A 12,407-nucleotide genomic window follows, 5' to 3' on the forward strand; every position below is an offset into this window, starting at 1 on the left:
CCCTTAGCCGGTGCTCCCGTTCACGGCGAGCTTCCTCGCGCTGACGTGCGGATCGTTGCTGGTGTTGGTCGATCGCTCGGCGAGCCGCGTATAGCGCGTGGGCAGCTGACCGGGTCAATTGCTGTGTGATGTCGTCGATTTCGGTCATCGGACCTCCCAGTTAGATGTCGAGCGCATCGCCGACGGCATGCGGGCCGAGAGCCGCCGACGGCCGGTCCGGTGCGTGCGCCGGTGATACAACCGAAGGGGTCGGCGTTGCTGTGGCGATCAGTTGTGCGGTTGACAGTTGCGACGAGGACGTTCTTGAAGGCGAGTCCCACGCCGCCGGTAAAAATCCGCCTCGGCTGAGCCACTGGTCGATCGCTTCGCAGTGGTCGATCAATGCGTCCAGGTAGCCGACAGCGTCGTCGTTGTCGTTGCCTTCCTGGACTTCTCGCACGATCTACCGCATTCGGCGCAGCGCGGCGGCCGGGTCCATCAGTCATCCACCTTTGCTGTTGATGTCGAAGTAGTGAGATGCCGAGAACGGGATCGGTCGGCGGCCGAACACGGCGTAGTACACCGGCCACTCTCGGCAGGTAACGAGAAGGCGGGCGGACTGCGCGGACCAGCACTGATCGACGTTCCGCTGGGGTAGCCCGGCATCGGCCTGTACGTTGATGGCGCCGACGCCCCGGCTGCTGATCGATCCCGTCCTGTCATTGGATCCCCACGTCGGTTATGAGCCAGGGACTATGGGGACCGGTTCGAGCGGCCTGCAAGTAGACGGTGCGCTCTTCTGCGGGTTCGTTGCCTGGATGTTCGGTTACGGCGATTACGCGGCTGACGTTGTTGCTGGTGTCGGTGGGGTGGTCGTCAGCGGTGATGCGGGCCGTCGCGGTGACGCGAATGTTCAGGGCGGACCACCGCGCCCACGTCGTAGTGGTGACCGGTGCCAAAGTGATTGCTGAAGCACCGATTCGATCCATGTAGTCCGGTGCGATCAACGGCGCTGCAGTCCGAAGGGCATCCGCGGCACCGTTTTGGCGATCAGGGCGATAGGTGAAGATCGCTCGGGCGGCCGCTATCAGTACCGCCTCAGCCGAACAAGGACTGACCGTGGAGTACGGCGCGCGGAACGCCGGAGCAGTGCACGGTGATGCACTGCGGTGGGACGGGTGTTCGTGATTGGCACAGCCACCGACGAATACCAGGAGACTGGCCGACAGAGAGGCCACAAGTGCAGCGCACGATCGGCGGCTCATAGTTCGGCTCCCGTGTCGGTGTGGACATCCAGGCCGGTAGTCGAATCGCCCCAGCGGGCCCGCCGGATAGCCGCAGTCGACTCGGCGGTGCTCGGCCTGCTTTCGGGAGTGTCGACACAGGCCAGCAGCCGTTGTAGTTGTGAGTCAATGGCGGCGAGATCGGCAGTCGGACTGGGTAATTCGATGAGATCGCCGATGTCGGCTCCGCCGATGCCGTGGTAGCCGAGTTCGAGGCACGGTTCGAGGTCTTCGAGGGTGTGTCCGGCGTCGAGGTGTTCGCTGAGGTCTTTGCCGTCGCGGGCTTGAAGAATCAACACCTGGCCAACGAGGGGACGTAGCAGGGAACGGACAGTGTCAGCATGCGCGTATCCGGCTGGGTCACGGTCGGCCACAATGACGACCGCGCGAGCGCCGGCAAGTTGTTCCGCGTGGGCGGAGGTGAACGACCCGGCGCCCAGCGCGTTGCAGGTCGCCGCCAGTCCGAGATCGGCGGCGCGGTCGACGTCCTTCTCGCCCTCACAAACCCAGATCGCCTGGCCTGCACCGAGTGCGTTGGCGATCTGGGGCAGCCGATACAGCACAGGCGCAAATGCACCCAAAGGCCATGTGTCGGTGAGGGATTCGAATCGGCGGAGATAGAACCCCTTGGCTTTGCCACGTTCGTGTTCGGTGCTGGTCCGGATTACACGACCGATCCGCCGACCCTCAATATCGTGGTAGACGTACTGGGCGACCTCCACCGGCCACCCGATCTGCTTGCCTAGGCTGCGCCGTTTCCGCTGCGTAGTCAGCGAGGAGTTCCGCCGCGGCCTCAGTTGACCATCACGCAACGGCGACGCATGTGGTCGAGTGCCGGATACAGGGTTGTCGAACAGGTCACCGACGCTCAGGCCGAGGCTCTCGAGCACGAGCGTGTCCGGACACCCGGCGAAGCAGCGCACCACCGTCCGATGCTGGTCCGGGTCGTATTTGATTGCCGCACTGGGCTGGTTGTCGTCGTGAGCCGGACACAGGAACGTCGTCCATGCTCCGCGCCCTGCAGGTTCGCCGCTGACAGGGAGTAGGGCGTTGTGTATCCGTTCGAAGGAGGGCCCGGTGACGGCGGTCATCGTTCACCGCCGTACATGCGACGCCGTCGCCCCGAGTCAGGTGATGCCGACGGCGCTCTGATGCCGGATTCTTCGAATGATTCCTTTATCGTTGGGATCACCTCGCTTCACGCACAGGGCGGGAAAAGTGGCTGAAGACAATGCGGGGGTCAGCCGAATCGGCGAATATCCATGCGCTCTCCTCGCCAGTCGGCAAGTGGTTCAATTTTCGTGTTCTGACCAGTCGCTGGTGCGTTCAGCACCAGATCGGCCCCTTTGCTGTCGCGACCCGCATAAATTCCGACGTGATGCGAATCGCGCTCACCCGGTTTGGTGAAGTAAATGAGGTCGCCGGGGCGCCGTCCATCGAAAGGAATGACACTGGCGCGTGGGTCGTCCTGCTGAGCCTGGGTATAGTGCGGCAACGAAATACGCCCACCGGAGGCCCGGAAGATGGCGTAAAGGGTCAGCCCGGAGCAGTCGAAGCCAGTTACCCCGTCCTCTCCCCTGGTCGGGCCGCGGGTATCACCGCCTCCCCACACATAGGGAGAACCGATCCACCGCTGCGCGGCGGAGATCACCGCGGCACCGAAGCTCCCCGGTGGTGCCGCGCTCAAGGGCCCGGCAACTGGTTCGCCGCATCCCATGCCGGCCGTGGATTCCGCAGGATCGAGATCCGCGAACAGCGCGTAGATCTGCCGTGCAAGTTCGAGGCTGCGGGCATAGACGTTCGGTGCGGAATGCTCCACAGCCTGGGCCAGTTCCGCCGGACCGGATCCGGCCTGGTTGGCTGCTATCTTTTCGGCCTGGTCGTAGAACCAGGTGATCTGATACTGCGGCCGCATCAGTTGGGCCATGCCGACGGATCCCCAGATGCCCGCGCGCATTTGGTGTGGTCCGACGCTGTCGTAGTCCTCGCCGGTCCCATCGTGCGGGTAGTTCAACGACTCGGGCACCGCGGGGTTGGCAAGGTTCCGGAAGCCGCTCTCGGTGGCTTGCGCAGCCAGCTCAGCAAGGATCGTGCCGACGGGTTCGTGGCGTTGCTTGCCGATGAGTACGCCGTCACGAGCCAGCCGAAGCTGCCCGTCGTTCAGCCCCGCCAAGGACTTCCCGGTTGGTCCGCCAACACCGTCGGGCAGTGCCGCGCAGGAGCTTCCCGTGCTGGAGCCGATGGCCGCCAGGAGAATTACCGTGAGCAGTAAGGGAATTACTGCCACACTTGCCAGGATTTTTGTGGAGTTGTTCACGACAGAACACCTCCTCGCTCACCTTTCGGAGAGGTGAGAGAGTTGAATTACTGGATAATCGAATTATTCGGCGTGCAGTCCGTCGAATCGCTTGTTCGTGTTGTGGATGCCGCTGTCACGCTCGGCCGGAGTGAATGTCATTCGGAACGGGATTCCTGGCGTGTTGTCCTCACCGGTTTTCAGCAGAAAACACCCCATGCCCGCCGGCGTTTCCCGGACACCGTCATTGCCGTTGTCGGTGAGTGGACGAGGTGCGGACCAGGACGTCACCGTCAGCTTTTCGGTCTCCGAGAAAGACATGACGGTGCGCAGGCGTTCGATTTCTTCCGGCCCGACCGGCCCGATCACCTTGGCGCGAGCCCGCTCGATGAAGCCGAGTGCTTTGTTCACCGAGGCTCGGCTGTTGAACGCGCCGAGGTCTTTGATGGTGTGCGAGCACATGATCAGCGAGGTCGCCAGCGGCCGGTTGAGGCGGGTGAGGCTGTCGACCCGGTCGACCATGAACTCCCCCACCCCGAGCACGCGCCAGATCTCATCCATGACCACGTGGAAGACCCGTTTGGGAGCCAGCCCTGCATCGGCGAGGGTGTGCGCTGCGGCGATGGCGCCGAAGCCATCGGACCAGCACACCATCAATACCGCCGCGAGTAACTTGGTGTCACCTTCTGGGATGTGCGAAACATCCACGCACACAGCAGGACTCGCCGGATCTAACACAACGGTGGTGTGCCCGTTGAAGATCTCGCCGAAGGGGCCCTCCACCAAGGCGCGCAACGATCGGCGCAGTGGTTTGGTGGCCTCGCGATAGGCCTCGAGGGAGTCTTCTTCGGCGAAGGCCATCATCTGCTCGCCGCCGTGTGCGATCACCTCGAGGAGGTCCTCCAGCAACGGCGGATCGTCGGGGGTGAATCCACCGGGGCCGTAGAGTTCGCGCAGCCCAGCCGCCAGCAGCGTTTCCTCGTAATCCGCGACGCGAGCCCCGCGGACGAGTTCGATCAGACCCGCGACCACGGTCACCTGCCCAGCCTCCACCTGCGCGGCGACTTGCCGGCGCATCTCCGGATCAGGTAGCTGCTCGATGATGGAGCCCAGCGCACCGACTGCGAGCGGATTGAGCTTGCCGTGCCCGTAGCCAAGGTCGATCACTTGCCCACCGAGGGTCTGCACCAGGTCTCGATAGTCGGGTTTGGTGTCGCCCAAGCACATTGTGGTGTCACCGGCAGCGACCGCACCGGTCACCAGACGCCGAATCAGGCTCGACTTGCCGAACCCGTTGAGCGCCAAAACGAACATGCTGGGCGCGGTGATGAATCCCTTGAGGAACCACGACATCGGATCGAAATGCACCGGTTCACCGGTCACGAAGTGATGTCCCACCGGCGTACCCACGGCAGGCGCTGCCGCGCCGACCGCGAACGGCCACAGTCCGGCGACTTGCGTTGTGGTGGAACGCCATTCCGGTGTCGCAGGAACTACTGCCGCACGGCCGCCGCCGAGACCTCGGTACCCGCGGTCGCTGCTTCTGGCCAGCTGGCGATCGAATCCCTCTCCGACGGAGTCTGATTCGCGCCGCAGCGCTGTCGCCCTGCGAGCATCGTCCTGCCACAGCCGATACTGGGCTCGCCAGCGGCGGAGCCGATGGCTGCTCACCGCGGCGCTTTGCGCGTGCTCGCGGCCCTCCTTCGTCAGAACACGGATTCCCGAAATTCGTTTCGTAGCTGAAGGTTTCATGCCGACATCCGTTTCGAGATAGATCCATGTTCAGGAAGGATGAGCCCGATCCCCAGTGAGGCGGCGAACGCAGCGGCCTGGTAGCCGTAGCAGCGGCGGATCCCGAGCCGGGATGCGGCGGCCATCGCCTGCACCGACGCCTCGATTCCGGGCATGTCCGCATCCAGACGATCGCTCACTGTAACCAGTACCCCGAACCGAGTCAGTCCCGCGCCGCGGGCTTGTTCCTGGCGGGCAGCTCCGGTGTTCGCAACGCGGATCGACGCTGCGGCAGAGGCGATTCCGCGCTCGGTCTGCTCGGCGGCGAGTGCGTCACGGTAATCCGAATCGACCATCCGAGCCGCGTCTCCGGCCGAATGCAACCGGTAGACGATGCTCACCCGTTTACGAGGAACATCCGGCCGTGGTCGCAGCAGTTCCTCGAGCCCGCTGTCCAGCACGGTGCCACGTGGGGCCGCATCCATTTCCCAGGTCACCGATCGAGCACCGTCGTGCACGTAATGGTCCCAGCGATCCAAGTGCGAGATCGGCCCGGCCGCGTCCCAGCCCTGTGTGGCGGTCAGGTCCTCGCCTGCGAGTTCCGCGTCCCACTGCGACGCCAGGTCATACCGGGTTCGCACCATGCCCAGTACCCCGGCTGCGGTCATCGGCAGCGCGGGTAGCCCAGCGTTCTGCAGGTGCGCGAGCACTCCCTGCAATCGCTGGCCGATCTCCTTGGCCTGTTCAGCCTCATTCCGGCGAATCTTGTTGTGGCCCAATGGTCTATAGGTCAAGGCGATCCGCGCTTCGATCCGTACCCCGCTGCCCGCGCTGGCTCCGGCTTCGGCCATCACAGTGCGTGCGAACTCGGGCGCCTGGGGACGCACCAGCCGCGCGACCTCACTGCGCTGCTGCAACCGGGTCTCCACAACGTGTTCGAGCACCGCGGTCACGGCGACGACCTCATCGCGGCCCTGGGTGGCCAGGAACTGGCCGTAGGCTTGCACCCACGCGTCGATGCGGTCCTGGTCGACCAGTTCCTTGCCACGCGGCTGCACTCGCAGCACAACGGTGTAGTGGTCGGTGCGACGGATGTGAATCATCCCGAACCGCCGACCGCCCGGGGTTTCGTACTCGGTCATCGTCGAGTCGGCCAGCAGCCCCGGTAACCTCGAGGTGCCGGGAATCATCGAGAACCGTCCCGCTCGGTAGATATGTTCACCCCGGTGACGCCCGAACACGAATTGGGTCCGCAAAAGCAGTGTCTCCCAACCTGTTCGACCGTTTCGAGTCACCGCCAACGGCAGGAAGACGACCGCCCCGACCACGATCAGAGCACCTCCAACCAGCACCGATCGGGTGAACATGAACCCGAGCATCACGACTACGACCAGCCCCATGCCGAGCAACGACACACCCCAGGTCAACCCGAACAAACCTGCCGACCGAGGACGTTCCCACCGGCCATACACTCGCTGACTCATCGGCGCACCTCGTGTTGTCCCATTGGGCCGGAAAAGTTTTCGACTCCGGCATTCGTTTCACCACTGATCTGTTGCGTGGCCTGGCTCAGCTGCTGTGTGGCCGACCGGACTCCCTCGCTGGCGACCACCGCAACCGCAGCCGGACCAGCTGCCGCTGCACCGCCCGCCGCCTGCGCCCCACCAGACGCCGACGGGCTACTCATTGGAGGAGCGGACCGTCCCGCCTGCGCGCCGCTGTTACCGCCGCCTTGCCCAGCAGTATCGGGAACACCGCCGCCTGCTGAGCCGCCTGGGCGAGCACCACCAGCGCGTCCCGCAGTGCTGCTACCGCTATCTCCATCAGCGCCGCCCGGAGCGATCGAACGCGCACCGGAACTGGGCGTCGTTGACCCTGGCGACGCAGGTGCCGGGCTTCCACCACCTGCCGCCGATTGACCGGGTTCACCGGCCTCTCGCGAACCGGCCTTGGCTCCCAGGACCGCAGCCATACCGACCCCGCTGCCGAGCATTGCCGCCGCGGCCACGCCTCCCCCGCCGGAGCCCATGGTCGACACGGCGGGCGCCACCATTCGCATCAGCGCGGGCAACACGAGCGCGACCAGCGCCAGCAGGATCAACCCCAGCAGTTGTTGCTGAGTGTCGGAGGACCCCGACCCCGCCGCTTCGAAAGCAACCAGATACACGATGGCGCCAACCGGTTTGAACAGCGCGAACGCAATCGCCCAGCTGATCAGCCGCTTATAGGCCTGGCTCCCCGGCCCGGTACCCGCCGCGGACGCAGCGATCGGAATCACGGCCACTACGACGATCAGCAGAGCTTGGCGAACCACCAGCAGCGCCAGCTGCAGCAGCGCGCCGATGAATCCGATCAACCCCAGGATGAACATCCCCGTCATCCCGAGTCCGCTGGTGCCGGTCAACGCACTGAATTGCGCGAGATGCGATAGCGCCGAGGACGGATCGCCATGCGTGGCATCGGTGATCAGCCAGTTCGAGAACTCATCGCCCGCCCGCGTGGCCATCGTGATCACCGCGGCGAACATCCATGAGGCGAACAGCGCACGCGCGAACGCCATGAACGATTCCTGCACCTCACCGGCCAACGCACCCCGTCGCGCCAAGGCGAGGCGTCCGGCGGTGATCATGACCGCGCCGGTCATTAAGAGCACCTGCAGTCCAGTGGTGTACTGGCGCACCGTCGTGAGCGCCGACATCGAAGTCAGGTCCGGCGACGGGAGCTTCACCCACCACGCCATCGACCACTCCAGCAGCCGGGCGAACCCGTCCAGTAGTGAATCCACGATCTGCTTGAATCCGCTCCCGGCCATGCTCGTAGCCGCTTGCTGCCCCATATCGCACACCGGGCTCACCCCGGGCAGATCACATACGCCCACACCGGGCGCCGCTTGTGCGGGCGCGCACACGGCCACCGAGACCACGCCTGCAACGACCACCGAGCTGAGGGCAGCGGCCCGTGCCAGCGTCCGGGCGTTCATTTCCATGCTCCGAATCCGGTCAATGAGTCCAGGTGCGTCGAATCCCACAGATCCGCAGGATCATTGGGTACCCGAACCTTCCAGTCCCCGTCGACCCAGGCCATCGGCCAAGTCGAATATGCCCATCCGGCCGTGGCGCGCACCGCGATCTGCACCACCGCGAAATCAGGTCGGTATCCAGCGAGAACCCGGAAACCATCCGGCACCACAATGTATTTCGCCACGTGTGATGTATTCGCGCGGCTCTGCACGAGGCGCTGCACCAACGCCGGTCCTGCCCCGACGTAGCGCTGAGCGACGACCCGCTGCCACACCCCATCCGACGCGGCCAGAGCCCGCCCGAGTGCGTCGTAAGCGGCCAAGCCCGCGCCTTGTGGAGTATCTGCGTAGCCGGACGCGACGCCGTCCAGAATCCGAGCGGGGCCGTCGCTACTGGAGAAGCCCAATGCTGCTCCACCCCAGCCACTTTCCCATCGCACACCTACCGGCGATGAACTCAGATAGTCAGGTCTGGTTCGGAGGTCCGGTAGGGCGGGAGCTTGCGGCACAACCACCCCGGCCGGATTCGGCGGTGTTTCCAATCGGTTGCCGAACATGTCTACGCTCGGCAGTCCGAACTGAGACGAGCCCGGTGCTGCCGATGTGGTCGGTTGGGGCACCGGCACGGCCGGTTGTGCGCTGTTACTCCCGTGAGAGTCGTGGTGGTCGAGTAGCACCACGACCACCACGACAGCAATGGTCACGGCCGAGCCGATGAGCGCGAGTACGCGCGGGTGGGAAGTCATCGTGGCGGCTCCTTGGTTGTCGCCGCAAGGTTCACCATGTCCTGTGGCGTCCGCGCGACCGCGCTAACCGACGGCATGCCCGGCTTCGCCGGGAGATCCAGCAGCCACGTGCTGTTGTGCCGAATCACCCTGGCCGCGTTGCTAGTGAGCGACCCGTCGACCTGGCGGGTGAAGATGGCGATATCGGCTTTCGCTGGCGAGTAGTCGGTGACCGTGTAACCGAGCAGGTGCGGTGCCGCCACCTCCCGCACGGGACCGGCAATCGAGACCTGTACACGTGCCGTTGCCCACCGATCGCGCCCAGGACCAGCGACGAGAAGCTGCTGCCCGGCCTTCGTCCACTGGGAATCGTCAGCAATCGACATTCGCACCGTCGACTCGATAGCCGCCAGCGCAGCCCCTTGCGGGGACGAGTCGTATCCCGTGGCGACAACACCGTCGATGCGTTGGGGTCCCTGATCGGCAACCGGTACCTGCACACCTTGGAAATCCGTCCAGCGCACATGCGTCGGCGCCGTATGAATGTCCGGGCGTGTGGCCCCAACAGGAGAGTGAGCAGTCGAACTGCATCCCACAGCCAACAGACCGGCGCCAACAACCGTCAGGAGTACACCGGAAGTCGTTAATCCCTTGGAGTAGTTCATGATTCGCCCCTTCGCTTAAGCGGGTGCGTACAAGGCTCCGGCGATCAGTCCCGCCGAGCCGACGATGACCCCGCCCAGCAGCGCACCGAGGAGTCCTTCGACGCTTTCGCCGCGGTGTGATCGCACGATCAGCAGGGCTCCGGCCCAGATGATTCGGCTGGCGCACAGCAGCAGAACCAACCAGCCAAGCCACCCCAATAGCTGGTAGATCGGCTCAGTCACGTTGCCCGGCAACGATTTCACGACACCACTGCGTTCATGATCACACCCGCAGAGGTGATCAGGACGCCACCGATCAGCGCTCCGAGAACGATCTTCGGCGATTCCATCGCGCCCCCGTGCCAGCGCTCCCACGCGAATTTCCCACCCGCATAGATGATTCCGGCTACACCCGCGATCATCGCGCCCCACGCCAACCAGCCGACGATCTTCATCAACTTGTCCGCGGCCGGCGGCTGTTGCGGAACGACGTTGATCGTGTCAGCCAGGTAGGCCGCCGTCTGATGAGCGGCAAGCAGAATAGACATGGTTGTCCCTTCAAAGTCCTTGAAACACGCCGGTTGTCTGCAACTCGGCGATGGATTCCGCGATCTGTGAGGCCGTGCAGCACACCTCGCGTGGCACGGCAGCAGTCAGATCCGTGCGACGTCCTCGGTGCGGCAGTGGCGCACTCTGCTCGAAGCGGGCCAGTTCATTGCGTTCGAGCGTCAGCAGGTCGTCGTACCAGCCGATCGGGTACACCGCCTTGGCCACCAGTGGTGCAACGATGTCTTGGAACCGGCCCACTGGTGCCGGGGTTCGTCCCGGGCGGGCAGGTATCAACACCAGACCGACCACGACGACTCCGGGCGGGGCCAACTGCGCATGCCATTCACGCAACCGAGTCGCCGCAGCAACGAGACCGGACATGCTGTTACGTGCTGCCAGCACCACGAACTGAGTCGTCTCTGGGCAACCGGGCCACGCCACGCCCGAATCGGCAGCCTGCGGCCACCACCGCGCCAGGGTGGAGGTACCGGCACCACCATGGGCACCCATCACCGCCCACCTCAAGGGCGAGCACCCCTCCACGACAAGCGGTTCCGTCCGCACCGGGGCTCGGTCGGCGCTCCGTGGGGCAATCACCAGCGCGGGGTTCTGCTCCCCCAGCGCCAACCCGCCACGCCGTGCGCGAATAGTATTGGTAATCAATGTATTCAGCCTCAGTTCCCGCGGCTTGCTGCGATATCCTTCGCGGCGGCGTCGAACCACTGCGCACCCACCGACAGCGCCGACTCTCCGGACGGAGATGACGAGAACGACTCATAGCCTTCGTGTTTGGCGATGGTGTTGCTGTAACTGATCAGCGTGGAGATGTTGAACAGGTCCCGATTGTCGGTGACGTTGTCCTTCAAGGCGGTGAACGCCTCGTTCACCAACCGCATCTGGGTAGCCGGAGGCACCAGCTCCACCACCGCCTGGGCGACCTTTCCACCGAGAGCCATCGCCGCCGCAACAGGATTCGACAATCCGACCGTCGCCAAATCAGCGATCGTTTCCGGCGTGAATACCTGTGTTGCAACGGTATTCACCGCATTGAGCGCGATCGTTCCAACTTTCATCAGTGCCGACAACGTCTCATCGACCGTCGGCATCGGGGTACGAGGATCGGACGCCTCAGCCAGGCGTTGCGAGATCGTCTTCTGCGGCTCGTAGCTGATCTGATCCAGACTCTTACCCTCGATATCGTTGTTGACCACGGGCACAACGGTTTTGAACGATGTGGTCGCCAGTGCCTGAGCAATCGTGGATATCGCGGCCACCGGATCGTTGGGATCCAGCTGCGACTGCCCTGCAATATTGGCGATCAGATGGGCTATCGGCGCATGCTCGGGCGCATCGCACGCCAGGTCCCCGGGCGCACAGATATCGGCCACCCGACCGGACAGCGATCCGAACCCTTCCCCCGTATCGGCCAGCGGCGCGATCCCGGCACCGCCCAGGGTCGGATCCGTGACCGACACCTTGGACACCGCCCCGCCGCCGGTGCCAGGCACAGCCTCCGGGGACCGCTGTCCCGGCCGGCCGGGGAACACGCTCGATCGCGCTTCCCGAGTCGGATCGGCAAGCAGCAGAACTCCCGCCACCCGATCGCCGGGGATCGCTCCCTTACCTGCGCCGATTTTCTTCGCCCACAGCGACACTGCATGTGCGCCTTGCGAATACCCAACCGCAGCAATTCTCGTCGCCGGGCACCGCTTGGTGATGTCAGCGGCCGACTGATCGAGCCGCTGAACCGCGTGATCAACTGACTGCTCGTATGGCACCGGGCCGCCAGGGACCACGCCGCCGAAACTCGCCTCGTACGGCACATACGTTCGATCGATCAGCCCTTGCGCCCCAGCCATCATCGGCCGGAACATCACGCCCAACATCCCCGTGTCGTTCTTCGGATCTGCATCCGGAGAGGACTGCCCGGTGCCTTGGATCCCGAAGACCTCCAACGCCGGACACGGTCGCCCAGCCACCGGGCTCGACGCGGGTTCAGCCGAAGCCACACCGACAACGGTGACGGTTACGGCAGCAGCCAGGGCCGAAGCCAATACTCCACGCAGGATCATGCCCTTACCACCTGTCCCCGAGGCAGCCACGACAGGCCGAGTCGAGACACAGGGAGTGGTGCCGGATTGCGTCGACACCCGACCCGAGACTCATCCGATCCTCGTCACA

Annotated in this window: 12 protein-coding genes; all 12 read right to left on the minus strand. The window is 64.6% G+C overall.

Features of this window, described 5'->3' with window-relative positions:
* Positions 1-160 precede the first annotated feature (160 nt).
* Positions 161-439 carry a hypothetical protein gene (locus tag ON40_RS35005; RefSeq protein ID WP_040829567.1) on the minus strand — a complete coding sequence of 93 codons (279 nt, stop codon included), beginning with the start codon at positions 437-439 and terminating at the stop codon, positions 161-163.
* Between the two features lie 801 nt (positions 440-1,240).
* Positions 1,241-2,353: a toprim domain-containing protein gene (locus ON40_RS48640; RefSeq protein WP_051194045.1), complete on the minus strand. Its 1,113-nt coding sequence runs from the start codon at positions 2,351-2,353 to the stop codon at positions 1,241-1,243.
* 149 nt (positions 2,354-2,502) lie between these two features.
* Complete coding sequence (locus ON40_RS35020; RefSeq protein WP_245568131.1) at positions 2,503-3,579, minus strand: C40 family peptidase; 1,077 nt, start codon at positions 3,577-3,579, stop codon at positions 2,503-2,505.
* 63 nt (positions 3,580-3,642) lie between these two features.
* A complete protein-coding gene (locus ON40_RS35025; RefSeq protein WP_157186604.1) occupies positions 3,643-4,941 on the minus strand; it encodes a putative type IV secretion/conjugal transfer ATPase in 1,299 nt (432 codons plus the stop codon).
* A 365-nt stretch (positions 4,942-5,306) separates the two neighbouring features.
* On the minus strand, positions 5,307-6,773 hold the full coding sequence (locus ON40_RS35030) for an SCO6880 family protein (RefSeq protein ID WP_040829568.1): 1,467 nt from the start codon (positions 6,771-6,773) through the stop codon (positions 5,307-5,309).
* Positions 6,770-8,269, minus strand: a complete 1,500-nt coding sequence (locus ON40_RS35035; RefSeq protein ID WP_157186605.1) for a TrbL/VirB6 family protein — start codon at positions 8,267-8,269, stop codon at positions 6,770-6,772. Before ON40_RS35035 ends, ON40_RS35030 begins: the two co-directional genes overlap by 4 nt.
* Positions 8,266-9,054, minus strand: a complete 789-nt coding sequence (locus tag ON40_RS52535; protein WP_157186606.1) for a DUF8175 domain-containg protein — start codon at positions 9,052-9,054, stop codon at positions 8,266-8,268. The genes ON40_RS35035 and ON40_RS52535 overlap by 4 nt, the downstream gene beginning before the upstream one ends.
* Positions 9,051-9,698: a DUF8175 domain-containg protein gene (locus tag ON40_RS35045; protein ID WP_157186607.1), complete on the minus strand. Its 648-nt coding sequence runs from the start codon at positions 9,696-9,698 to the stop codon at positions 9,051-9,053. The genes ON40_RS52535 and ON40_RS35045 overlap by 4 nt, the downstream gene beginning before the upstream one ends.
* 15 nt (positions 9,699-9,713) lie before the next feature.
* Positions 9,714-9,920: a hypothetical protein gene (locus tag ON40_RS52540; protein WP_157186608.1), complete on the minus strand. Its 207-nt coding sequence runs from the start codon at positions 9,918-9,920 to the stop codon at positions 9,714-9,716.
* A gap of 17 nt (positions 9,921-9,937) precedes the next feature.
* On the minus strand, positions 9,938-10,225 hold the full coding sequence (locus tag ON40_RS35050; protein WP_040829571.1) for a hypothetical protein: 288 nt from the start codon (positions 10,223-10,225) through the stop codon (positions 9,938-9,940).
* Between the two features lie 10 nt (positions 10,226-10,235).
* A complete protein-coding gene (locus ON40_RS52545) occupies positions 10,236-10,736 on the minus strand; it encodes a hypothetical protein (protein WP_157186609.1) in 501 nt (166 codons plus the stop codon).
* Positions 10,737-10,900: 164 nt separating this feature from the next.
* Complete coding sequence (locus tag ON40_RS35060; RefSeq protein ID WP_083896139.1) at positions 10,901-12,298, minus strand: cutinase family protein; 1,398 nt, start codon at positions 12,296-12,298, stop codon at positions 10,901-10,903.
* Between the last annotated feature and the right edge of the window lie 109 nt (positions 12,299-12,407).

This window comes from Nocardia jiangxiensis NBRC 101359, from assembly GCF_000308615.1.
In the GTDB taxonomy this organism is placed as follows: domain Bacteria; phylum Actinomycetota; class Actinomycetes; order Mycobacteriales; family Mycobacteriaceae; genus Nocardia; species Nocardia jiangxiensis.

Bases quoted from the DNA above. Each gene is read 5' to 3' on its own strand.
- ON40_RS48640 (WP_051194045.1), bottom strand. From the start codon at position 2,353: ATGACCGCCGTCACCGGGCCCTCCTTCGAACGGATACACAACGCCCTA.
- ON40_RS35030 (WP_040829568.1), bottom strand. From the start codon at position 6,773: ATGAGTCAGCGAGTGTATGGCCGGTGGGAACGTCCTCGGTCGGCAGGT.
- ON40_RS35035 (WP_157186605.1), bottom strand. From the start codon at position 8,269: ATGAACGCCCGGACGCTGGCACGGGCCGCTGCCCTCAGCTCGGTGGTC.
- ON40_RS52535 (WP_157186606.1), bottom strand. From the start codon at position 9,054: ATGACTTCCCACCCGCGCGTACTCGCGCTCATCGGCTCGGCCGTGACC.
- ON40_RS35045 (WP_157186607.1), bottom strand. From the start codon at position 9,698: ATGAACTACTCCAAGGGATTAACGACTTCCGGTGTACTCCTGACGGTT.
- ON40_RS35050 (WP_040829571.1), bottom strand. From the start codon at position 10,225: ATGTCTATTCTGCTTGCCGCTCATCAGACGGCGGCCTACCTGGCTGAC.
- ON40_RS52545 (WP_157186609.1), bottom strand. From the start codon at position 10,736: ATGGGTGCCCATGGTGGTGCCGGTACCTCCACCCTGGCGCGGTGGTGG.
- ON40_RS35060 (WP_083896139.1), bottom strand. From the start codon at position 12,298: ATGATCCTGCGTGGAGTATTGGCTTCGGCCCTGGCTGCTGCCGTAACC.